The following is a 21,532-nucleotide window of genomic DNA, read 5'->3' as shown; positions in this document are numbered from 1 at the left end:
AATTAACGAATGATTTCCGGCCGATTAATGTTTTTGAGGAACGCTTCACCGTATTTCAAGCCGACCTGCGCGCCCCGCATCAACGCCTTGCCCTCGATCTGCTGCAGGGCCCCCGAGACAACGGTGCATTGGGAGGCGTACGCCCGCATCGCTTCCATTTTGGCTTCGAACGTATCCGTAATATCAACCATGTGGGAAACATGCGGCAGCAGCTCGATCACTTCAAAATGATACAGCGCCTGCGCCTTCCAAGGATCCCCGAGGTCGAGCGAGCAAATCCAGCCCGCCTGCCAGAACGCGTCGCTGGCGATGGAGGCGACCGATTTGTGCGTGTTGTATTCTTTCCAGTAGTGTGTAAAGACTGCATCCGGCTTGTACGTGCGAATGGCCTTCATGCAAATTTTATAGGTGACTTCGTTGGCCGGTATGGCATAATCCTCGTAATCGTACGTTTCAAAATGGCGGATGCCCAAAATCTGCTGCACAGCCTCCCGCTCTTTGCGCCTGATATCGACGATTCGATCCTTGTCCTCCATCGTCGTGTACCCCTCATTGCCATTGGCGAACATGAGCACATCGACTTGGATGCCCGCGTTCGTCATTTTTTTGATCGTGCCGCCTAAACCAAGCACCTCATCATCGGGATGCGCGCAAATGACGAGCGCCCTTTCGATATCCAGCATTTGTTTGTTCTCCTTTCTCTTAAGCCGTGGTTTTCAACCTATCAGCATTTTTTGCCGTCAAGCGAAACGAACCTCGAGCATAACCATCCCCCGGCCGGGCACCTTCACCCTGAGACTCGATCCTTTATGCGGAACGGGAAGATACGGATACCCTCCGCGAGCGCTGACAGACGCGATCGGACGGCCGACGTCGATCGTAGGGCTTCTGTAAATCAAGCTCGAGTTGCCGATCACAAGAAACCAAGTGCCTTCCGGCGTTTCCGTCGAAGCTAAGGTGACGAACTCGTTTTCGGTCATAATCCGGGGCGAGCCTGCGCATTCCGTCATTCCCGCGGCGCATTCGCTAAGGAACGAGTCGGAGACCGGCTGAAACCGCAAGCTGTAAATCCATGAGATCGCATCGTCCGCCGCCTTAATTTCCGTCCGCTCCCGGCTCTCCGCCCTTTCGACGGCAATAAGCCTGAAGCTCTCGTGATCGGGAAGCTCGCGAACCGCACAAAACAGATCGTCCGGCTGCAGCCCGTCTTCACCGGCGAGACGAATGCCGGCCTCGCTCAGCCGTCCGCTCAGCCTGCCCAGCACGACGACCGGCCCGTTCCGGTAGTCCAGAACACGGCGGAGCTCCTCGTCCGGCAGCAAATGCACGTTTGCGGCCAAAATCGCTCCATGTTTCCGCCCCAGATCGCCGGACCGGACGATCGAATGAAGCGGCGCTCCCTTGCCGATTAATTCGTGCGCGAATTTGTGGGAGGAAAACTCCCTGCTTTCGCTATACTCGCCGAGCTCGTCATACAGAACCTTGTCGGACCATACGAGGCTTACTCCAACCGTACCGGCCGGCTGATGAGCGAATCCGAAGTCCCACCGGCTGCGGACCCATTTCCATTCCTCCCGGCTCATGCCGTCGGCAAGGCACGCCATCAGTCCGGAGGCGCAGCGGATCGCTTTCCCTTCTCCGTCATGCAAGAACACGTTCGACAGCGCGTAAATATCCCGCTCCAGCAGCGTAGGCGCATGCTGAATGGCATCCCATTGCTCCATCGTATCGTGAATCGTGTTGAGATAGATCAGCTTCATCTCCGGCACATACGCTTTGATCGCCATCAGCGTCGCCTTGAACTCGTTAAGCGGCTCCATCTCGATGTCGACTCCCCCGGCCGACAAAGCGGCGGCTCCGGCTTCGACAATGAAAGCGTCTACACCCGCATCCGCAATTCGTCTGTAATCGACGCCATACCGGTAGAGCGCTTCGAACGGGTCCCTCGTCCAAGCCGTATTAAACACAACCTTCTTGCCGTCCTTGTGCACGGCCGAAACGACTTTCCGCCAGAACGTTTCCCACCGTTCCGCATAAAAGCGTATCCACTCCAGCCGCTTCGACTCCCAAATCCATTCGGACCGCCGCTTCATCCGTTCAGCGTCGCCGTCGCAGGCGGCAAGCCTCTCGTCGCCCGGATCCGTGCCGCCGGACATGACGAACTGCTCCACCATATCGTCCGAGTAGTCCGCATATGCCAGACACATCCGGGGACTCGTATAACCGTCCGCGCCATGGTAGCCGTCGAAGCCGTAGGCGCTCATCGCTTCCGCCAGACGGAGAACGAAATCGTCCTCGTAAAACGCGCCGTCCTTATACCGGCGAAGAGGGTTCAACATTTGAAACGGCTTGCCGTTTCCGCCCATTTCGTAAAGCTCGGGATGACTGCCGCACCACTCGCCGTTGTAAATCTCTCCGTCCAGCTCGTACTGAAACAAATTGAAAAAGCTGCAGTAAACGCCGACCCCATGCTTCTGGAGCTCTGCGACAAGCTGCTTTAGCTGAACATTCGTCCATACCTGCCGGTCATGTTCCTTCCCGGTCGGCCGCGCGGCATACGAGCAAATTTCGGGCGGCAGGGTGCGCTCCTCGTCCAAGCTTCCATAAACATGAACGAAGTCCGGTGTAAAAAAGAGCAGCGAAACGCCGGCTGGCGTAAACCCGATTTTGTCGAGATAGGCCGCAACTCCGAAATCGGGAAGCTCGTTATCGAAACCGATCAGTTCGATCCACAACCATTTTTCATATGCCTGTTCATTCAGCATTTGTTCGTCCCCTCCTATGATTACCCGTGCAGCCGAGTACGGTGCCGGAAACTGCCGAATCTTCAATGATACGCGAGCCTGCGGCCGCATGCGGCCAGCCTCCGTAGTGAGTCTAACCACCGGACGATAGGAGCCGCGCGCGGTTTCACTAGACGCCTTCTCCCGCTCCAACTCCTTCGCCTTCCCCGTACAGCTCCCGGTACAGCTTCCTTGCCTCAAGCACATGTTCGTCCGTTACCGCCTGCCATTTGAGCCCTACCTCCGGCACCGGATTGCCCATCCCAAGATAGCCGTCCAAACCGAGCCTGACGCTGAAATCGTAAAAATCGCGGATATCTTTCGTTTTTACAGCCGGATCGAAGCCGTTCCTGCCCATCGTCACATCGCCGATATAACAGACGCTGTGCCCGTCCCGCTTCCACTTCTCCATAAGCTCTTTGGAGGCTTGCTTCCTTCGCTCCGTCCGCTCGGACTCGTCCTCGAACACCCAGTAATTCCAGGGAACCAGCCACCAGCGGGCATCCGGAACAATATCCGGGTAAATAAACGCTTCATAGCCGTAGGCATGATAAACGACGCCGACAATGCCTTCATAACCGAGTTCGTCCGCAGCTTCCTGCACCGCTCGAAGGTTAAGACCGTAATAGTGCCGCATCATCGCATGCACCTCGTCCGACCAAATAAGCTCCGGCTGCTGGCCTATGCGTTCGCAATGCGCGGCCCTCTCCGGATCGTAATGGACGTTTTCCGGCCCGGGAAGTCCTTTGTCCTGCGCCCACTTCTCATAAATCGCTTGCAATGCGGCGCTCTTCACGCCTTCGAACTCCAGAAACAAATAATCGATGCCGGGAAATTGCGTCAGATGCTCCTTAATGATTTCCTTGATTCTTATCTGGAAAAGAGGGTTCGTAAAGTCGGCAATCCGGACGGGAAAATCCGTTTCGGCGAATTCTCCGACATCCCATTCGTCAATCGTCAACTCGCGTTCCCATACCTGCCGGTCGTAGGTCAAAAATTGAATCATGGCCCCGACGGAGACGTTTTTTTCGTGAAGATGGCTAACGATCCTTCTTCCCCATTCGTTATTCGTCTTCACATTTGACGCTTCCGGATGATTGCATAAATACGGGAGCTCGGAGCGGATACCGTTCGTATACCATTTGGTATAAAACGTAAAATTGTTAAAGTCGATATCCCGCTTCAGCTCATCGATCGTTTTGGCGGCCGCTTCGAAATCCAGCTTCCAAAATCCGCTTATATTGTCCCTCGTGGGAACCCAATGATCCATAAAGCCCTTAAGCATGCCACCCGTCCTTTCAAAAGGCCGGCGCTCCGCGCCCATCCCGGCCTGCCGCCGGCGACGCGGGCCGCCTCCGTTTTTCATTCCGAATGACCCGGCGCAGACGAAAAATAACCGCTCCGGCCGCTTGACGCTAGCCGACAGGCAATAAGCCCATAAGCGTGTCGATATCCGCCGTATCGTTAAACAGATGAACGGAAGCTCTGAACCTGCCGTCCCCTCCCCAAACGAACACCTGCCTGTTCAAAAGCTCCTTCGCGATCTCCTCGCCCCGTTCGGTCGCTACGCTGATGTTGCCCGCCCTGCAGGCCGGGTCTAACGGAGTCATAATATCGAAGCCGGCGGCCGTGAGGCGTTCGATCAACTGTCCGCCCAGCTCGAGAACATGACGCTCGATGCGTTCGGCGCCCAGCTCCAGAATAAGATTGGATGAAAAATGCAGGGCGTAAATGGCCGAATAGCTTGGATAACCAAGCTCGAATTTTCTCGCATCTTCGTGAAAAGCAAATGATTCGAAGCGATCTGGCGAGAACATGTCGGCCACGCTCCTCCACCCGACGTAGCGCGGCTGCAAATCGGCGATTCTCGCCGGATTGACGGCCAAAATCCCCAGGCCATGAAAAGCCAGCAGCCATTTGTAAGAGCTGCAGACGGTAAAATCGGCGTAATTCATATCCACCGGAACGACGCCAAGCGATTGCGTAACGTCCAGAAGCAGCAGGGTACGGGTTCCCTTCAGCTGCTCATACAGCTCCTTGTAGTCGAAGCGCGCGCCTGTAATATAGCTGACGTGGCTTGTGACGACCAGCCTCGTGCGATCGTCCGCCTGCGCCATGATGTCGGACACGGAAACCTGCCCTTGATGATGCTCCACCACGCGAACTTCAACGCCCTGCCGTTTCAACAGCAGCCACGGAAGCACGTCCGAAGGGAATTCCAGCGTATTGATGATGACGTTATCGCCCGTCTTCAAATCCAAAGCTTGTGCGATCATCGAAATCGCTTCCGAGGAATTGGACATGAAGGCGATGTCCGACGGCTTTCCGTTCAGCAGGCGGGCGATATTGCTTTTGCAGGCGTATTCGGTCTCCGCGTTTCTGTCGCGCCCGATCGGCCCCATTCCCCGATTCCGCAAATATTCCTGAACCGCATCAAGACAGCCTTGATGCGGCGGCGTCTCCGCTCCGCTGTACAGCCACGTGCAGTTGTCGAGACCTATGAACGAGCTTTTTCCGATAAGAGGCTCGATCCGTTTGTTTCCGGTTGTCATTTCTGTAATAGTGAACGCCTCCTTTTACCAAATATCTCTTTCCAATTGTTGATACCGTAATATAGATTATATATAATCCATAATCGATAGTTATGTCAAAAGTTTTTTCGCCCGCTATCAAAATAACTGAAGAAACGCTTGTTTCCTCGCATATCTCCTTATTATTAGATCTTATTCATGATACATATTGACAAATTCGCCTCGATTAAATTATATATAATCTATAATATTTTAGAGATGATGAGGACTGATCCCATGCCAAATGAAACAGTGACCAAACAAAGCATTATAGGAAAACAGAGCATCAGTGAGGATTTGGTATCGCTGATCAAGCAGCAAATCATTGACGGGACATTGAATCCCGGGGATCGGATCGTGGAAACCAAGCTGGCCAAGGAGCTCGGCATCAGCCAGACGCCGGTGCGCGAGGCGATCCGCCAATTATCCGGCGAAGGCATCATTACGATCGTTCCCAATAAAGGCCCGATCGTGCGTAAAATCGATTCGAACGATATTTTCGAAATTTATTCGATTCGTTCTTTCCTCGAGGGCTTCGCCATCCGGCTGGCCACCCAGTATGCGACGGACGACGATATTAACGAACTGGCCGCCTTCTACCAGGATATGAAAACGAAGCTGAGCGACGACTCCGTCAAAACGCTCACCGCAGAATCGCTGCACATCCATCGAACGATCATCCGTCTTTCCCGTCATGCCCGGCTGATTAAGATGTACGAATCGATCTCTTTTCAAATCGCGCTTGCAGGCCGGATTCTCGGCGTCATTTCCACGAAGCAGAAGGAGGTCGCCCAGCACTGGGAGCTTGTCGACGCCATGATAAAACGGGATCCCGAGCATGCGGAAAGGGTGATGCGAAGCCATATTTACCAGTCCTTCTGCGAATGCGCGGTATTGATGGACGACAAAGACGAAAAGTTCGAAAAAATCATTTGGATCTAGCGGTCCCGCAAGGGATTTATCGCTATGCGGCATTCGGCATCGTTCGCGGAATCGCGATCGGCTGCGGCAGGCGAAGACCATCTCTTCGGCGCCGTGCTGCAGGGAGCCGCACCGTTTCCGCAAGCAGTAAACCATCATGGAGAAGGGAGACTTACTATGGCGCATCAGGCTAATGGAGCCGCGCATCGCTCGTTATCCATTCTGGAGGATCTGATACGTATACAAAGCGTCAACCCGCATTACGGCGAAAATGCCAACGGCGAGGGTCAGGTCGCCGATTATATCGAGGACCGCTGCCGGCGCATTGGGCTGACCGTTACCCGCCAGCCCGTGCTGCCCGGCCGGGACAACATCATCGCCGAGCTGCGGATTCCCGAGCCGCAAGCCGTGCTTCTGTTCGAATCGCACATGGATACGGTGTCGCTCGACAGCATGGCCGATCCGCTTGTACCCATTTATAAAGACGGCAGGCTTTACGGGCGCGGCGCCTGCGATACGAAAGCGACGCTCGCTGGCATGCTTTATGCCATGGAGGAATGCGTTAAGCAAGCGGAAACGCTGCGCTCCGACATCATTTTCTGCGCGTCGGTCGATGAGGAGCATGCCTTTCGCGGCTTGTCGGCTTTCATGGAGCTGAACATCCCGATCAGCGGCGCGGTCGTCGGCGAACCGACGGAGCTCGGCATCGTCGTCGAGCATAAAGGCTGCGCCCGCTTCGTCGTCCATACGCACGGCAAAGCCGCGCACAGCTCCGTTCCGCAGGAAGGCGACAACGCGGTATATCAGATGATGCGCGTCGTCCACTACATCGAGGAGAACGAGCAGCTGCGGCTTGCGGCTAAGCAAAGCGCCCTGTGCGGCTCCCCGTCCATCGTGGTCGGAACGATCCGCGGCGGCGTGCAGATCAACATCGTCCCCGAGCGCTGCTCGATCGAAGTCGACCGCCGGATCATCCCGGGCGAAACGCCGGAAGAGGCGCTGGCGCAATTCGAAAGCGGGCTGCGTCAGGCGGTCGAGCCTCTTGGCGTCCGGCTCTCTATCGAGCCTCTGCTGCTCGACCCCGCCTTAAACACGCCGCATGATGCGGACATCGTCGCCACAGCCCGGCAAGTCGCCGGTACGCTCGGGCTGAACGGGCAAATGTGCGGGGTGCCTTACGGCAGCGATGCCAGCAAGCTTCAGCAGTGGAAGGGCATCCCGACGATTGTTTACGGTCCAGGCTCGATTGCCCAAGCCCATTCCAAGGAGGAATGGGTGCCGGTCGACGAAGTGGCGAAAGCCGCCGAGTTTTATTTGCAGCTGGCCCGCTCTTATCCGAGCAGTTATTAAACACTTAAACTCAAGGAGGTTTTCTCTTATGAAAGCATTGGTTTGGAACGCAGCGGAAGTGATGGATTTTGAAGAATGCGAACGGCCCGCGCTGCTGGCCGGCGAGGTGCTGATCGACGTCGAGACCGTCGGCATTTGCGGCTCCGAAATCGAAGGATACCTGGGGCATAACAGCCTTCGTATTCCTCCCCTCGTCATGGGACATGAATTTTGCGGACGAATCGCCGAGGTAAGCCCCGGCATCGACGACCTGCAGCCCGGGCAAAAGGTGGTCGTCAACCCGCTTTTGTTTTGCGGCCATTGCGACCGCTGTCTCAAAGGGCTGACGCAGCTGTGCGACCAGCGCAAAATTATCGGCATCCATCGTTCCGGAGCGTTCGCCGAAACCGTTGCCGTGCCGCGAAGCGCCGTCGTACCCGTGCCCGAAACGATCAGCTCCTTCCGCGCCTCCCTGGCTGAGCCGCTCGCTTGCTCGCTGAGGGCAACCCGGCGCGCTTTGCTCAATCACTCGCTTGCCAACGTCGTCGTTTTCGGGGCCGGCGGCATCGGCCTTCTCTGCGCCATGACCGCCCGCATCTTGGGGGCCTCTCGCGTCATGATCGTAGATACGAATGCAGAGCGGCTGCGGATAGCCCAGCAAGTGGGCATTGACGCCGTGGCAAATCCGCGCGAGCAGGCGGTGGAAGAAAAAGCCCGCGCCGTATTCGGGACGAAAGGCATCGATGTCGTTATCGACGCGGCCGGCTTTCAGCCGACGCGTGAAGCCGCGGTCAAGCTGCTGAATCCGGGCGGCACGCTGATGAACATCGGACTCGGGATCGACGGCACCAACCTGCCGATCAACCACACGATCCGCAGCGAAATCGAGATTTTGGGATCCTTCTGCTACACCCGCCAAGACTTCCATGATGCGGTCGAGCTGCTCGTCAGCGGCCGTATAACGGAGCAAGGCTGGACGGAAATCCGCCCGCTGTCCGAAGGCGGGAACGCTTTTGCGGACTTAGTCGGCGGCAGAGTGAACGTAGGCAAAATCTTTTTACAGCCATAAGGGGTGCATGGGATGAAAACGGTAAAAGTCGGCATCATCGGCTTGGGCAGCTGGGGAGAATGCCACCTGGAGGCGTTCCGCTCCTTGCCTCAGGCGGAAGTCACGGCGATTTGCGACACGCGGCAGGATCGGCTTGACGAGCTCGGCGATAAATATGGCGTCCTTCACCGCTACACGCAATACGAAGAGCTGCTCGCGCGCCCGGATATCGATCTCGTCAGCATCGTCACATACGAAAAGCATCATTTGGAGCCCACCCTGTTCGCCTTACGCTCCGGCAAGCACGTATTCGTGGAAAAGCCCGTTTCGACGAGCTTGCTTGAAGCGGAAGAGATGGCGCGTACGGCGGCGGAGTACAACCGGCATATCATTCCCGGACATTTGCTTCGTTTCGATCCGAAGTATGCGGCCATTCATCAATCCATTCAAACGGGCGAAATCGGCAATCCGATCAGCATGCATCTGAAGCGTTCCAGGCAAAAATCCTTGTATGCGACTTATCGCCGTACCCATACCGTATACGAGCTCATGGTCCACGATCTGGATCTCGCCATCTGGTATGCAGGCAGCAGAGTCAAGACGGTCAGAGCGTATGGTAGGGGCGAATCGCCCGCCGAAGCGCCGGAGGTTTTGTGGGCTTGCCTCGAATTCGCAAACGGCTGTTTAGCCATGCTGCACAGCAACTGGATGACGCCGGACGAAGCGGGCATTGCCATCGCGGACTCTGCGGAAGTGATCGGCGACAAAGGCACGGCGCACTTCGAAACGAGCCTGTCGGGCCTGCAAATTTGGAACGCTGCCGGCAGACAGTCCCCGGATACGGCCATTCACGCCAAGCTGCTTAACCAGACGGTCGGCTCCCTAAGGGAACAATTCATGTACATTTGCCATTGTCTAGCTGCCGGGGAGTCGCCTGCCTACGTATCCTTCGAGGATGCCATCCACGGAGTTGCGGTAGCCGACGCCATCGTAAAGTCCTGCAGAACCGGGCAGGAAGTGCAATTATAGAATAGTAACGATCAATGCCGCCAACCCGCTGCTGTCAGACGGGAAGGCGGTTTCTTTTTTAGCCGGGCGAACGTTTGACATAACTCCCGAAAAGCAAATTTCCCGCAGCCACAAAGATAAAATAATGACTGGCGGGCAAATTCCATTACGCCAAAACACGCGATTTATTCAGTTTAGACTTGACCGCGTACTACCTGGACTAGGCCCAAATAGCAAAAATAAACAGACCTGTACCATCCTTTCGGTCTAGAAAAATAGTCCCGCAGATAACAAACCAGGACTTGAAACCGTGTCTTGGGCATTAAGATTATTAATAGTTTCGACTTTTTTTGTATCGGAAAATGCCGATTATCCATAATTTTCACTATTTATTTCGGTTCATCCAGCTGCGCCTTTATTCCGATGACAACCCTTCGACAGTTTTTTATAATATTCGATAAACACGACTCCTAATTTTTGGAACACAGAAAGGAGGTGATCATGATGAGCGTATGGATCAAATGCTTATGCACCTTCTTGTTAGCGGTTTGCATGTGTTCGTTTTTCGACAGGTTGGCAGATGCTCGCGAATCAGCTGTACAGATCGGCAAAGAGGATTCCGCAGAACAAATGCCGAATGGCCTTGGCCTGCTTAAGGCGGCTAAAGGCATAACAGGGATATTGGAAGAAGCGGCCTCTCCTATGAAAGAACTGCCGGTCCCCGGGCTTGGCGACACGATTGATCAGACAAAAATAATTACGGTAAATTTGGTAAATAGTGTCCTGCAAACCACTGCTGCGGTACCGGAAGAAGCGGGAGTTGTTAGGAATGGACCAGGTTCTTTACGCTCCCTGGAAGAGAAACTCCCGTCGGGGCAAAATCCGACCGGAGCCATCAATGCCGCTCCCGGCATTGTCGAATCGGCGACATCCGCCTCTGTACAAACGGTTGAGACCTCCGCTGATAAAACCGGACATATTGTCGAATCCGCTGTTTCTTCCACACACAGGCTGCTGCCTCTACCAGGACTCCTAGATAAACTGGATGATGCAAGTAAAGCTCCGAATGGAATTGTCGGAGGTATAGTCGATGGCGTCGGCAGTACCGTCGGCGGCGTTGTCGATGGCGTCGGCAGTACCGTCGGCGGCGTTGTCGAGGGCGTCGGCAGTACCGTCGGCGGCGTTGTCGATGGCGTCGGCAGTACCGTCGGCGGCGTTGTCGATGGCGTCGGCAGTATCATTGACGAAATCATCGGCTCCAAACCGGATAAAGGCGGCCCACCGGTTTCCACAATGCCTCCTGAGATTGAAGAACATGTCGATATTCCGGTTGATCGGGAGCCGTCCGACACTGACATAGTTCGGGAACCTCCTGTTGAACAAGGAGGAGACTCTGTCGATGCAGATCGGGACAACCCTTCTATTGATCAGGCGCATAACCGGGCTAATGAAGAACGGGATGATACTTCCGCCCGCCATGAGATGAGTAATTCCAACGAGGAACCGGCAGTCAACCAACACAGATCAAGGCAGCATCCGCAGTATTCCAATAACGCCAATAAAACGGACAACACTTGGGCTTTTATTCCCGATAGCCAGCCCTCTTCTAACGATACGATCGCTTTCAACGAACAACATCCGGCGCAAAATGCCAAAAGCGATATTCCGGTGTGCTGCACAGCGCATTCCAAGCTGCCGGCAGAAAAGCCCGTCAAAAACGGCGGCGTTCAACCGTCTACTGCATTAAAAACGGCAATACCGGACAAACCAAAGGCCCCTCTGCCGGTTCATAAAAAAGATATGCCGATTGCGCCGCCTGTAACTTTTTCAGTCAAACAACCTGCTCAAAATAAATCCGGATCGTCCGGCGGCGGCCCTCATCTTACAGGCAGTACGGATGCGATACTGGCGGAAAGCATTTCTATTAAACTGACAAGCAGACGAATATATGCCAAAAATACAAGACAATTGATCACCAAATGGGCTAACGAGCCCCCTAATAAACCGCCTAAATATTTCCTTTTCTCAACAATGAATTAAAAAATGAGAAAAGGAAGTGGAAGGATATGAAAAAAAGCATTTCTTTCGGTATTGTTCTTTTTGGCTTGATGTTCGGATTATTGACGATTAATTGGGATAACAAAACGCATGCGGAACTTTCTCTTCCGCATAATCTCGATCAAAACCTGCTTGTTGCCATGGCGATACTGTTCTTGCTCACAGGCTTCGCGCTAAGAAAAAGAAGAGTATAAGCCATATGAAAAAAATCGAGAGATTGCGCAGCGAACTGAACCAGCTAACTCAACAGCGTAGTTTGCTGGATCCCCTAGTCATCAAAAAATCGCAACAGTTGGACAAGCTTATCGTCCACTACATGAAGAGAATACCGCGAAGAAAAGCTTCGTACGTACCGGATACAGCTACAGATACGATTAAAATGAACTTTTTCTTCCGAAAGGTTCGTTCCCCTATAAGGAGAGAATTGGATAATTACTTCGGTAAGGTGGAGAGATTACATAGAGAGATCGAGGAGTTGGCTAAGGAACATCATTTATTCGACCCTGTTGTTACTGAGAAATCCCGCGAGTTGGATAAGTTGATTATGAGCGGCATTAAACCCCCGCGATCGTAAGTTTCGGCAAAAACCGCACACTTCGAAAGGGGCTGTCCCAAAAGGGTAGTGCGAAATGGACTAGTCCCAAATTGTTGTAAACAAAGAAGCTTCCAAAACCACTGACAAAGTGGGGATGGAAGCTTCTTTTACTTTTCATTTAGTGCTCAAATGGGACGGAAAAATTACAAAAATGATTTTGCCCCTTTTATGGGAGGCGATAACTCGATGAAGCTGGCAGGGAATCTCTTAATCAGCTCATCTCGCTCTTCGCTTGCATGTGCTGGAGTCCGATTTTGCCCACTTGGAATCGAGTATGGCTTCCTTTCCCCGCCTATAGTCCGAAAACGCCCACTTGCAGCGGGTATTTTGCTCGGCACACCGGTAAATCCGTTCTCCAAGCCGGTAAAATCGGATTCCAGCGTTAGGCGTACCTCGACTTCTTGCTGCAAGCGGGCGATTTCGGACTCCAGCATATTGAGGAGCCCCCAAAGGCAGCATAAGGATAAACGAACGGCTTTGCCGTCCTTTAAGGGACCGGCGTGTTACCGGAAATTTGAACAATAACGGAGACATGACTTCCGGCGTGACAGGTAAGTTATTCGCTAATCCATAAAAAAAGGACTGCCGAGATACATCCTCAGCAGTATCCCAAATTTTGCACACGTTAACAAAACAAAGCATAAAAGACTCTCCCCGCATTGAACCATGCACAGTGAAGCCCCGCCCTTTTCGCCGATTGGCAAGCAAGACGCCGTGCAGCAGATAACCGCGATACCTCATCCGTTCCGTCACGCCCGAATTAATGCGTGCCTTCAACGCTTTAACGTTTTGCTGCCCGCTTCCTGCTAAATTTCGCGGTGCTCTTGCAGCTTTACCTCATCCGTCCCGTCATGCCCGAATTAATGCGTGCCTTCAACGCTTAACGTTTTGCCGCCCGATTTCTTGTTCATCGTAGAATTGGCGATGCGCTCCTGCAAATTCGAGTAGTACAGCTCTTCGTCGATCGGCAGGTCGACCCAATTGTCCGTCCACGACGACAAATGCATGGCGTTGGACAGCGTCAGCCCTTTAATGCCTTCCTCGCCCGGCGCGAGCAGCGGCGTTCCTTTTAGGATGTGGTCTACGAAGTTTTGCGTGATTTTCTTATGCTGCGAGTCGTTGTCGTCCTTGACAGGCACTTCGCATTTCCAGCATTCCGGTGCGCCGAAGCCGCCCGTAAACGTGCTGTTGAATTCCGGCTCCGGTACGCGCAGCCGCCAGAAGGTCAGCTTGCCGTCTTCGATGACGATTTTGCCGCGGTCGCCCGTTACCTCGAAGCGGTTCGTTCCCGGCGCTTCTCCCGTCGTCGTGACGAATAAGCCGGTTGCTCCGTTCTCGTACTCGACATATGCCGTAACGTCGTCTTCCACTTCAATTTTGCGGTATTTGCCGAATTGACAGAACGCTCTGACGCGAACCGGCATCATGCCGACCGTCCACTGCCACAAATCGAGCTGATGCGGATCCTGATTGAGCAGTACGCCGCCGCCTTCGCCTTCCCATGTCGCGCGCCAGCCGCCGGAGTCGTAATAGCTCTGCGAACGGTACCAGTTCGTAATGATCCAGTTCGTCCGGCGAACTTCGCCGAGCTCCCCCGATGCAATCATCTCGCGAAGCTTTTGGTAAATCGGGTTTGTACGCTGGTTGTACATGATGCCGAATTTGCGGTCCGTCTTTGCCCACGCCTCGTTCATTTCGCGAACTTGCTTCGTATACACGCCTGCCGGCTTCTCGACCAGCACGTGCAAGCCATGCTCGAACGCTTGTATAGCCGTACGCGGATGGTCGTAGTGCGGAGTGGCGATCAGCACCGCATCGATCGTACCCGAAGTCAGCAGCGCCTCTACGCTATCGAACAGCTTGACCGAATCGCCGAATTTCTGCCTCGCCCATTCCAGACGCGCCGGATTCGAATCGCAAATGGCCGCAAGCTCGCCTCCGCGAACGCCGCCTTCGTGCAAATAGCCGGCATGCGAGGAACCCATGTTGCCTACGCCGACAATGCCAATACGTACTTTATCCATTTGTGCCTCCCGCATAACTGATAATGGTCAACCCTGTCTCTATGACGTCTATATTATATCACCCAAAAATGTTCACGTGAACATAAAAATAAAAATGTTTCCTTTAGCCTCTTTTCAACGTAATCACCGTAATTTCCGGCCGGCACATAAAACGAACGGGAAGAACCGATGTCCCCAGCCCGCGATTCGTGTACAGCTTCATGCGGCCGCCATCCAAATCGTAAAGCCCCTCGATATACGTCTTGGCCCCTTCCGGCGTAAAAAGCGCGCCGACGAACGGGAGCCGCACCTGCCCACCGTGGCTGTGCCCCGAAAGCTGCAGGTCGACGCCGTAAGGAACGGCGATATCCGCATAATCCGGCGCATGCGACAAAAGCAGCGTATACCCGCGTTCGCCCGCGTCCCGCAGCGCTTCATCCATGCTCGGCTTTCCGTATATCATATCGGTTACGCCGGCGAGCCAGATGCGTTCCCCGCTCTTTTCGATCACCCTATGCTCGTTGTCCAACACCGTAAAGCCCGCTTTTTGCAGCTCCGCCGCTACCCCCCGCGCATTCAAGCCGTAATCGTGATTGCCGAGCACCGCCCATTTGCCGAACGGGGCGTGCAGTTTTTCAAGAATGGGCGTGCAAGCATCCGTCAATTCGCCGTGATTGCGGTCGAACAAATCCCCCGTAAAGCAGATCATATCCGGTTCTAGCGCTTGTATTCGTCTTGCCACGGCTTCCACATGCGGGGTTTCGAAATCGCGGCCGTGGTGAACATCGCTGAACTGGACGATTCGCATCCCGTCGAAGGCGGCCGGAAGGTTTACAAAGGAGAGCGTCAAACGATTCGTCTTATACCAGAACCGTTCCCCAAACCGGGCATAAAAGCCCGCGAGCACCCCGGATGCAATCATCCCGCCTGCAGCTTGCAGACCCAGTCGAAGAAACGACCTTCTGGTCATCGGTTTACCATGCCGCGATTTTCTCGATTCCATACGTCGTCCCCCCGTCCCTGCCGGCCGCCGCTGCTCTCAGCGGAGTGCCTCGCTGTTAATCGTTTATTTCGCCCGACAAAAATACGCCGGTGTGTTTTACCTTATCTATCATTAACGGTAATAACCGCTCAGCAGCGCATCCATGACCCGGCTCGTGCGCAGCGCACTGATCCCCGTACTCGGACATGTTCCCCGACCCAGCAGATCGTCGACGATCGTCTGAACGAGCGGCTGTTGAATATGCGCCGGATTGGCGATCGTCCACTCCTCGGTCCCTTGATCCGTCTCCAGCTTGATCGGCCCTTCCCCGAAGGTGGCGAAGCTCAGCTTGCCTTTCGTTCCGACGATTTCATTACTGTCTTCGGCGCCGTAAGCGCAATAACACCAGTTTCCGATCCCGTGCACACCCGATTCGAACACATAAGATCCGCTGACATGATCCTCGGCCGGATACAGTCCTGCCCGGTTGGAGGCCCAGCCGCTAACGTCGCGTACCGGTCCAAGCAAAAAATCGAGCACATCGAGCGTATGGCTGGCAAGATCGATAAAATGGCCGCCGCCGCCCACTGCAGGGTCAAGGCGCCATATTTCGCCCGGACGCGTCATCTCCGCTTCGGACGGTTTTCGCAGCTGCGACGTGCGCACGAACCGGATGTCGCCGACCGCACCGCTGTCCAGCAATTTTTTGATATGCAGGAACCTGGGCAGCGCACGCCGGTAATAAGCGACGAAAAGCGGCACGCCCGCTTTTTGGCAAGCTTCGATCATCGCTTCGCATTCCCCTGCATTCATGGCCATCGGCTTTTCCACATAAACCGGCTTGCCCGCCTTGGCGGCCGCTATCGCATAGGCCATGTGGGACGACGGAGGCGTCGCCACATAAACCGCATCAACCTCGGCGTCGCCGATCAGCGCCTCCGCCCGGTCGTACCAGCGCGGTACGCCGTGTCTTCTCGCATAATCCTCCGCAAGCGCTCCGTTTCTGCGCATGACCGCTCTAAGCTCCGAGCCCTCCGCCTTCTGCAGAGCGGGCCCGCTCTTCACCTCGGTTACGCTGCCGCAGCCGATAATTCCCCAACGTATTGCCGCCATGTCCGCTTCCTCCCATTTTGTGATCTTTTATTGCTTCAGGAAAACCTTTCCATCCGTCATTCTGTCTTTCTATTATAGCGAAAAATACATCTCAACAAAAAATTAAGAAAAATTTCACAAAAAACCGAACATCATATTAAAAAATATCGTCTAGTATTAATATAGAACTATGGATAAACGAATACGGCATTTTGCCGATTGCGTTTACCGTAGGTTTAGAGCCAAATCCGTGGTATGCTATCCGATGAACCAAGGATAAACGATTACCGGCAGTTTTGCCGGCGGCGTTTACCGAGAAGGAGCCAATAAGAATACTGGTCCCAGGTCCAGGTCGGACAACCTACTTTCGGCCGTTTTGAAAATCGTGCATTCGGCATAAGCTTTTAGTAGATGAACGATGAACGAAAGATGACGAGGTGCTCATGAAATGAACATGACCAAAAAGCATAAAGTACTCATACTTTCCGGAGATTTGGGCGACGGCCACAAACAGGCCGCCCGGGCGATTCTCGAAACGTCGCAGCTCTACCGTCCCGATGTGGATGCGACGATCGTCGACTTTATGGAATGGACTCACCCGCATCTGCATTCGCTTGGACGCTTCTGCTACATTCAATGGGTGAAAAACTTTCCGTCCGTCTACGGCTATTTGTTCCAAAAAACGCGAGGCGACAACTCTTTCTCCCACCTATTCAAAAAAATCAAGCTGTTCGCACTGCACCGGATGGTTCAACTGCTCGAGGAGGTACAGCCTACCGTCGTCGTCAGCACGTTCCCGTCCGCCGCTGCCGCCATGTCGATCCTCAAATCGCAAGGCCTTACCGACGTGCCTACCGTAACCGTCATTACGGATCATACGGATCACAGCTATTGGATACATCCTTATACCGATCAATACCTTGTCGGCTCGGAGCATGTGCGCAACGCGCTCATCGCCAGACATGTGCCGGCGTCCCGAATTTCCGCGACCGGCATTCCGATTCGCCCGCAGTTCAGCCAAACGTTCGACCGAGACGAGCTCCGCTCGAAGCACGGTCTAAAGCGTTCGCGCCCTGTTGTCCTTATTATGGGCGGAGGACTCGGTATGATCAGCCGGACATTTATCCGGTTGCTGCAATCGGACCCGCGGCTGGAGCCGATGCAGTTCATTATTGTCTGCGGCCGCAACGACAAGCTTCGCGAGAAGCTGACGAACGAGCTTAAAGACGGCAAGCACCGTTTTATCGTCACCGGCTTTGTCGACCATGTACACGAGCTGATGGCTCTGTCCGACTTAATCATCACGAAACCGGGCGGACTCACGACTTCCGAAGCGATCGCCCTCGACCTGCCGATGCTGCTGTACAAGCCGCTTCCCGGGCAGGAGCAGGACAATGCGGCCTTCCTCGTGTCGGCCGGCGTAGCCTTGCAGGCGTTCGACGAGCCCGATTTATTCGAAAAATTGACGAGGGTCTTCCAAAATCCGCAAATCCTTACTACAATAAAGTCTAGGACGAAACAAATTCAGACAAAAACAGCCACGTTCCAGGCGCTTCGAACGATAGTCAAAACCAAAACGGTCGTTCCGGTTCCGCGCAGCGTAGGCCGGGCGGTTTATGCGGAAGCATAATTTGCTATTGCGTCCGAGCGAAAGTCGGCAAATAATAAAAGGAGAAGACTTCGTTCTTCGAAGCATTTCTTCGGCTCGGATCGCATAGGAGATTGAATACGGGGATAGTTTGACCGCCTCGACATTCGGTCTGATGAGGAGGAGAGAAGGATCATGAGAGAGAAGCTGCTATATGGGGGCTTGATCTTTCTGACTGTCTATATGGTAACCCCCTGGGTGTTGACGAGGGTGTTCGGAATCGGCGTACTGCGCAAAGGCAAACGGCGCGGACAGATCGCTTTTACGTTCGACGACGGCCCGGATCCGGTGTATACGCCGCTGCTTCTCGAAATGCTGCGAAAATACAATGTGAAAGCCACGTTTTTCGTACTCGGATCGAAAGCGGAATGTTATCCGGACCTTATACGACGCATACACCAAGACGGTCATTTAATCGGTGTCCATAACTACACTCACAAATCCAACTGGATAATGCCTCCATGGACGGTATTTCAAAAGCATGTAGATCGTTCTTCCGATATCGTCGAGTCGATAACGGGACAACGTCCTATTTACTACCGGCCTCCATGGGGGATTATCAACGTTTTCGATTTTTGGCTGAAGCGCCGTTATCGGATCGTACTCTGGTCGCTTATGGGACGGGACTGGAACCGCGATATCGGCAAATCGAAGCTAAGAGGCAAGCTGCTCGAGCGGATGCAGGACGGCTCCGTCATCCTGCTGCATGATAGCGGCGACACGTTCGGAGCCGATGCGGATGCTCCTTTCTTCATGCTGCAGGCTCTTGAAGATGTGCTGGCGGAAGCCGCCAAACGGGGACTGTCCTGCGTGCGGATCGACGAGATGTTCGAAGAGCGCGATAATAAATTTGTGCCGCGCCGTTCCCCTGTTGCCGCAGAAACCGCCGCCGCTTTAAGTCAATCGAATATACCGGCCGCGCCGGTTTCGCGTTCCGTTGTCCGCTCGCCGCTCAGCACAAGCAAACGCGCTTTGGTGTATGTCTGGATGTTATGGGAACGATGCTTTATCCGGCTGTTCCATATCGAAGCGATCGACAGCAACAATCCCCTGCTGAGGCTGCGGGTTCGCGAATATTCCGGCAGCTATCCGATTCTTCTGGAGGATGGCGAGAGCATTCAGAAGGGCGACCGGATCGCCGAGCTGCACCTCGACAACGACATGCTGTTCAAGATTGGGCACGATTCTCGCACTTCCGTTCATTTAGCGATCCAAATCATACGCCGGGTCGAACAATTAATGCCGCAAATATTACACCTCATGCAAACCGATCCTGCTTACAAGGACGTCAAAGGATTATACGGCATCAGTATGATCCATCGCGGTACGAAGCAGCTTGGTTTTACCGTAGTGGACTTGCCGAAGGGCATGTTTACGAAGCTGACGCAGTGGTATTTGCGCATCTTGATGGCCGTTATTCACCCCCAAGGCAAGGATCGTCTAAAAACCAAATCAGAGCTGCTCGTACCCAAAATAATCGCCATTTCCAAAAAAGAACTCATGAATCGCTATATCGCTTAGCTCTAACGGTTCGCGGCGCGTCCCGAACACAATAAAATCCCCTTCCGATCGGGAATCCGATTCGAAGGGGATTTTCATCCAGGCAATAAGCGAATCGCCGGATGCTGAAGGAGGCCTTTATCGATGGGAAGCAAAAAAGCGCTTCTATTCGGAGCAACCGGCTTGATCGGCCGCGAGCTCTTATCTATTTTGCTGGAGAGCGAGCAGTACGAACATGTTATCGCGATGGTCAGGTCCCCTCTGCCGCTTTCCCATCCGAAGCTGACCCAGCATACGGTCGACTTTGCGAAGCTGGAGGATCATGCAGCCGCTTTTGCGGTAGAGGACGTATTCTGCTGCCTCGGGACAACTATACGCAAGGCGGGCTCGCAGGAAGCGTTCGCCAAGGTCGACGTCGATTATCCATTGGCGATCGCACGACTGGCCAAACAAGCCGGTGCCCGGCATCTGGCCGTCGTCTCCTCCATCGGCGCGAACATCGATTCCCGGACGTTTTATTTGCGTATGAAGGGGAGAATGGAGGAAGGCATTCGCCGGCTCGGGCCGCCTTCCGTACATGCATTCCGCCCTTCCCTGCTGCTCGGCAAACGCGAAGAAGTACGTTTCGGCGAGCAATTCGCCTCCGTCCTCTCCCGCATGTTCGCCTTCCTCATGGGCGGTCCGCTACGCAAATATAAACCGATCGCCGGACGTACGGTAGCTTTGGCGATGCATAACGCCGCCGGCAGGCCGGTCCAACAAGGCTTCACGGCCTTCGAGTCCGACAAGATCGCGGACATGGCGATGCCTGTATAGGGCTTGCAGAAGCGTCTGCAAACAAACAAACTAAATTTGGTGTTGATCCCGCCGCATCCATTCGAGAATCGCGGTGGCTTTTTCATGCCTGTCCAACGCAACATAAGCCGAGTGCTCGTATTCGAGCGACAGCACGGGAATCGGAAATCCGCCAACGTCGATGATACGCTTGTGCGCGTTCAACGGGGTCGGAGCTCCCCAAACCGTCTCGCCGGGCTGCTTTTTTTGCACGTCACCCATGATTTCCACCTTAACGCCGTCAATCAGCAATTCGCCGTAATGCGACCGAATCCGCTCCGCTTCGGATAACCGCACGCTCCGCACCACATACTCCCGAAAACGGTTTTCGATCTCGTAGGCGCCCTTTGCGTCCGTCTGCAGATCGATATCGCCTACGGTCACCGGCATGCCTTGCAGGGCGAAGCCGAGGCTGCCCGTGATGACCCAGTTGATTTTGCCGTCGCTCAATTCGACGCAAAGATGCTCCAACACCTGCAAATGGCTTTCCTTGATCACCTATATCCCCCCTGACCGCTCTCAATCGTCCGTTATATCCAAGTAGATGAATGTTACCCCAAACGCAAACTTTTTTCAACGTCAAAAAAAACAGACCTCCCTTCCGCAGAGACGTCCGTTTCACTGCTTGCCGTTCATCTGTATACCGGCCAATCGTTTCTTCATCTGCGGCCCTTCTGATTCTTTCTCGGCGTAATGTCGGGTTCGGCTGCAGGAGGACTTTGGAATGGTCCGGCGGATACCGGGCTGTTTTTAAGAAGGCGGTTTAAGGCGGCGGACATGGATTTCTTATCTTTATTCTCCGAGTCGGCCTTCTCAAGGGCAAGCAGCGCCAAGCCGTAGCCCAAAATCGAAAAAGTAACGGATATTTTGGACAGATTCTCAGACGTTATTTCATTGTCGGACATCGGCCTTCTCCTTCCCTGCCTTACTTTTCTATAAAATCATGTATCGCTTCCGAATAGCCGGCTTCAATCGGAAGAATCCTTCTCGGTTCTGGCTTTCAATAAGGCAAACAATGCGAATAAATCGCCTATTATTACAATAACCGCCGACCACAGAGCGAGATCGTCAGCCGACAATTCCGTTATTTCCGCCAACTCTGCCGTTTCTTGTCTTACCGGTGTCGTTTTGGACATTCGCATAAACCCCTTACTCTTATGA

At 54.0% G+C, this 21,532-nt stretch carries 21 protein-coding genes; 10 read left to right on the top strand and 11 right to left on the bottom strand.

Going from position 1 to position 21,532, the window contains the following annotated elements; all coding sequences use genetic code 11:
- Nucleotides 1–2: 2 nt before the first annotated feature.
- The 4 genes from DQG23_RS17270 to DQG23_RS17255 form a co-directional block, all read right to left on the bottom strand.
- Complete coding sequence (locus tag DQG23_RS17270) at nucleotides 3–683, bottom strand: PIG-L deacetylase family protein (RefSeq protein ID WP_113032110.1); 681 nt, start codon at nucleotides 681–683, stop codon at nucleotides 3–5.
- A 57-nt stretch (nucleotides 684–740) separates the two neighbouring features.
- A complete protein-coding gene (locus DQG23_RS17265; RefSeq protein WP_146762325.1) occupies nucleotides 741–2,765 on the bottom strand; it encodes an alpha-amylase family protein in 2,025 nt (674 codons plus the stop codon).
- 148 nt (nucleotides 2,766–2,913) lie between these two features.
- Nucleotides 2,914–4,068 carry a hypothetical protein gene (locus tag DQG23_RS17260; RefSeq protein ID WP_158560571.1) on the bottom strand — a complete coding sequence of 385 codons (1,155 nt, stop codon included), beginning with the start codon at nucleotides 4,066–4,068 and terminating at the stop codon, nucleotides 2,914–2,916.
- A gap of 130 nt (nucleotides 4,069–4,198) precedes the next feature.
- On the bottom strand, nucleotides 4,199–5,335 hold the full coding sequence (locus tag DQG23_RS17255; RefSeq protein WP_113032107.1) for an aminotransferase class V-fold PLP-dependent enzyme: 1,137 nt from the start codon (nucleotides 5,333–5,335) through the stop codon (nucleotides 4,199–4,201).
- 255 nt (nucleotides 5,336–5,590) lie between these two features.
- Here DQG23_RS17255 and DQG23_RS17250 point away from each other — a divergent pair, with 255 nt between their 5' ends.
- From DQG23_RS17250 to DQG23_RS17215, 7 genes are all read left to right on the top strand, one after another.
- Nucleotides 5,591–6,295, top strand: a complete 705-nt coding sequence (locus tag DQG23_RS17250; protein WP_158560570.1) for a GntR family transcriptional regulator — start codon at nucleotides 5,591–5,593, stop codon at nucleotides 6,293–6,295.
- A 24-nt stretch (nucleotides 6,296–6,319) separates the two neighbouring features.
- Complete coding sequence (locus DQG23_RS17245) at nucleotides 6,320–7,624, top strand: M20 family metallopeptidase (protein WP_113032105.1); 1,305 nt, start codon at nucleotides 6,320–6,322, stop codon at nucleotides 7,622–7,624.
- A gap of 28 nt (nucleotides 7,625–7,652) precedes the next feature.
- A complete protein-coding gene (locus DQG23_RS17240) occupies nucleotides 7,653–8,672 on the top strand; it encodes a zinc-dependent alcohol dehydrogenase (protein ID WP_113032104.1) in 1,020 nt (339 codons plus the stop codon).
- A 12-nt stretch (nucleotides 8,673–8,684) separates the two neighbouring features.
- A complete protein-coding gene (locus DQG23_RS17235) occupies nucleotides 8,685–9,680 on the top strand; it encodes a Gfo/Idh/MocA family protein (RefSeq protein WP_113032103.1) in 996 nt (331 codons plus the stop codon).
- A 483-nt stretch (nucleotides 9,681–10,163) separates the two neighbouring features.
- Nucleotides 10,164–11,699, top strand: coding sequence for a hypothetical protein (locus tag DQG23_RS42165; protein WP_158560569.1), 1,536 nt, complete (start codon nucleotides 10,164–10,166; stop codon nucleotides 11,697–11,699).
- A 26-nt stretch (nucleotides 11,700–11,725) separates the two neighbouring features.
- On the top strand, nucleotides 11,726–11,911 hold the full coding sequence (locus DQG23_RS17220) for a hypothetical protein (protein WP_113032100.1): 186 nt from the start codon (nucleotides 11,726–11,728) through the stop codon (nucleotides 11,909–11,911).
- A gap of 5 nt (nucleotides 11,912–11,916) precedes the next feature.
- Nucleotides 11,917–12,291, top strand: coding sequence for an aspartyl-phosphate phosphatase Spo0E family protein (locus tag DQG23_RS17215; RefSeq protein ID WP_113032099.1), 375 nt, complete (start codon nucleotides 11,917–11,919; stop codon nucleotides 12,289–12,291).
- Between the two features lie 164 nt (nucleotides 12,292–12,455).
- Here the strand turns inward: DQG23_RS17215 and DQG23_RS17210 are convergent, their stop codons facing one another.
- The 4 genes from DQG23_RS17210 to DQG23_RS17195 form a co-directional block, all read right to left on the bottom strand.
- Nucleotides 12,456–12,746: a hypothetical protein gene (locus tag DQG23_RS17210; protein ID WP_113032098.1), complete on the bottom strand. Its 291-nt coding sequence runs from the start codon at nucleotides 12,744–12,746 to the stop codon at nucleotides 12,456–12,458.
- A gap of 426 nt (nucleotides 12,747–13,172) precedes the next feature.
- Nucleotides 13,173–14,336, bottom strand: a complete 1,164-nt coding sequence (locus DQG23_RS17205) for a Gfo/Idh/MocA family protein (RefSeq protein WP_113032097.1) — start codon at nucleotides 14,334–14,336, stop codon at nucleotides 13,173–13,175.
- 103 nt (nucleotides 14,337–14,439) lie between these two features.
- Entirely contained in the window at nucleotides 14,440–15,318 is an 879-nt protein-coding gene (locus tag DQG23_RS17200; RefSeq protein WP_113032096.1) for a metallophosphoesterase, read from the bottom strand.
- A gap of 111 nt (nucleotides 15,319–15,429) precedes the next feature.
- Nucleotides 15,430–16,410 carry a Gfo/Idh/MocA family protein gene (locus DQG23_RS17195; RefSeq protein ID WP_113032095.1) on the bottom strand — a complete coding sequence of 327 codons (981 nt, stop codon included), beginning with the start codon at nucleotides 16,408–16,410 and terminating at the stop codon, nucleotides 15,430–15,432.
- Nucleotides 16,411–16,837: 427 nt separating this feature from the next.
- On the opposite strand from DQG23_RS17195, the gene DQG23_RS17190 reads away from it, so the two are divergent.
- From DQG23_RS17190 to DQG23_RS17180, 3 genes are all read left to right on the top strand, one after another.
- On the top strand, nucleotides 16,838–18,019 hold the full coding sequence (locus tag DQG23_RS17190; protein ID WP_238177919.1) for an MGDG synthase family glycosyltransferase: 1,182 nt from the start codon (nucleotides 16,838–16,840) through the stop codon (nucleotides 18,017–18,019).
- A gap of 153 nt (nucleotides 18,020–18,172) precedes the next feature.
- On the top strand, nucleotides 18,173–19,558 hold the full coding sequence (locus tag DQG23_RS17185; RefSeq protein WP_113032094.1) for a polysaccharide deacetylase family protein: 1,386 nt from the start codon (nucleotides 18,173–18,175) through the stop codon (nucleotides 19,556–19,558).
- A gap of 123 nt (nucleotides 19,559–19,681) precedes the next feature.
- On the top strand, nucleotides 19,682–20,353 hold the full coding sequence (locus DQG23_RS17180) for an oxidoreductase (protein WP_113032093.1): 672 nt from the start codon (nucleotides 19,682–19,684) through the stop codon (nucleotides 20,351–20,353).
- Nucleotides 20,354–20,383: 30 nt separating this feature from the next.
- On the opposite strand, the gene DQG23_RS17175 is transcribed toward DQG23_RS17180, so the two are convergent.
- From DQG23_RS17175 to DQG23_RS42160, 3 genes are all read right to left on the bottom strand, one after another.
- The gene (locus tag DQG23_RS17175) at nucleotides 20,384–20,869 is read right to left on the bottom strand and encodes a nucleotidyltransferase domain-containing protein (protein ID WP_113032092.1); all 486 of its coding nucleotides are present in this window, start codon (nucleotides 20,867–20,869) and stop codon (nucleotides 20,384–20,386) included.
- A 161-nt stretch (nucleotides 20,870–21,030) separates the two neighbouring features.
- Entirely contained in the window at nucleotides 21,031–21,276 is a 246-nt protein-coding gene (locus DQG23_RS17170) for a hypothetical protein (RefSeq protein WP_113032091.1), read from the bottom strand.
- A 63-nt stretch (nucleotides 21,277–21,339) separates the two neighbouring features.
- Nucleotides 21,340–21,507 carry a hypothetical protein gene (locus tag DQG23_RS42160; RefSeq protein ID WP_158560568.1) on the bottom strand — a complete coding sequence of 56 codons (168 nt, stop codon included), beginning with the start codon at nucleotides 21,505–21,507 and terminating at the stop codon, nucleotides 21,340–21,342.
- Between the last annotated feature and the right edge of the window lie 25 nt (nucleotides 21,508–21,532).

This window comes from Paenibacillus contaminans, assembly GCF_003285015.1.
Classification (GTDB): Bacteria; Bacillota; Bacilli; order Paenibacillales; family NBRC-103111; genus Paenibacillus_V; species Paenibacillus_V contaminans.
This window is presented reverse-complemented; position numbering and strand designations above follow the sequence as displayed.

Coding starts and splice junctions, on each gene's coding strand:
- DQG23_RS17200 (WP_113032096.1), bottom strand. CDS start 15,318: ATGGAATCGAGAAAATCGCGGCATGGTAAACCGATGACCAGAAGGTCG.
- DQG23_RS17270 (WP_113032110.1), bottom strand. CDS start 683: ATGCTGGATATCGAAAGGGCGCTCGTCATTTGCGCGCATCCCGATGAT.
- DQG23_RS17255 (WP_113032107.1), bottom strand. CDS start 5,335: ATGACAACCGGAAACAAACGGATCGAGCCTCTTATCGGAAAAAGCTCG.
- DQG23_RS17240 (WP_113032104.1), top strand. CDS start 7,653: ATGAAAGCATTGGTTTGGAACGCAGCGGAAGTGATGGATTTTGAAGAA.
- DQG23_RS17185 (WP_113032094.1), top strand. CDS start 18,173: ATGAGAGAGAAGCTGCTATATGGGGGCTTGATCTTTCTGACTGTCTAT.
- DQG23_RS17250 (WP_158560570.1), top strand. CDS start 5,591: ATGCCAAATGAAACAGTGACCAAACAAAGCATTATAGGAAAACAGAGC.
- DQG23_RS17190 (WP_238177919.1), top strand. CDS start 16,838: ATGAACATGACCAAAAAGCATAAAGTACTCATACTTTCCGGAGATTTG.
- DQG23_RS17220 (WP_113032100.1), top strand. CDS start 11,726: ATGAAAAAAAGCATTTCTTTCGGTATTGTTCTTTTTGGCTTGATGTTC.
- DQG23_RS17265 (WP_146762325.1), bottom strand. CDS start 2,765: ATGCTGAATGAACAGGCATATGAAAAATGGTTGTGGATCGAACTGATC.
- DQG23_RS17210 (WP_113032098.1), bottom strand. CDS start 12,746: ATGCTGGAGTCCGAAATCGCCCGCTTGCAGCAAGAAGTCGAGGTACGC.
- DQG23_RS42160 (WP_158560568.1), bottom strand. CDS start 21,507: ATGTCCAAAACGACACCGGTAAGACAAGAAACGGCAGAGTTGGCGGAA.
- DQG23_RS17205 (WP_113032097.1), bottom strand. CDS start 14,336: ATGGATAAAGTACGTATTGGCATTGTCGGCGTAGGCAACATGGGTTCC.
- DQG23_RS17235 (WP_113032103.1), top strand. CDS start 8,685: ATGAAAACGGTAAAAGTCGGCATCATCGGCTTGGGCAGCTGGGGAGAA.
- DQG23_RS17215 (WP_113032099.1), top strand. CDS start 11,917: ATGAAAAAAATCGAGAGATTGCGCAGCGAACTGAACCAGCTAACTCAA.
- DQG23_RS17260 (WP_158560571.1), bottom strand. CDS start 4,068: ATGCTTAAGGGCTTTATGGATCATTGGGTTCCCACGAGGGACAATATA.
- DQG23_RS17195 (WP_113032095.1), bottom strand. CDS start 16,410: ATGGCGGCAATACGTTGGGGAATTATCGGCTGCGGCAGCGTAACCGAG.
- DQG23_RS42165 (WP_158560569.1), top strand. CDS start 10,164: ATGAGCGTATGGATCAAATGCTTATGCACCTTCTTGTTAGCGGTTTGC.
- DQG23_RS17170 (WP_113032091.1), bottom strand. CDS start 21,276: ATGTCCGACAATGAAATAACGTCTGAGAATCTGTCCAAAATATCCGTT.
- DQG23_RS17245 (WP_113032105.1), top strand. CDS start 6,320: ATGCGGCATTCGGCATCGTTCGCGGAATCGCGATCGGCTGCGGCAGGC.
- DQG23_RS17180 (WP_113032093.1), top strand. CDS start 19,682: ATGGGAAGCAAAAAAGCGCTTCTATTCGGAGCAACCGGCTTGATCGGC.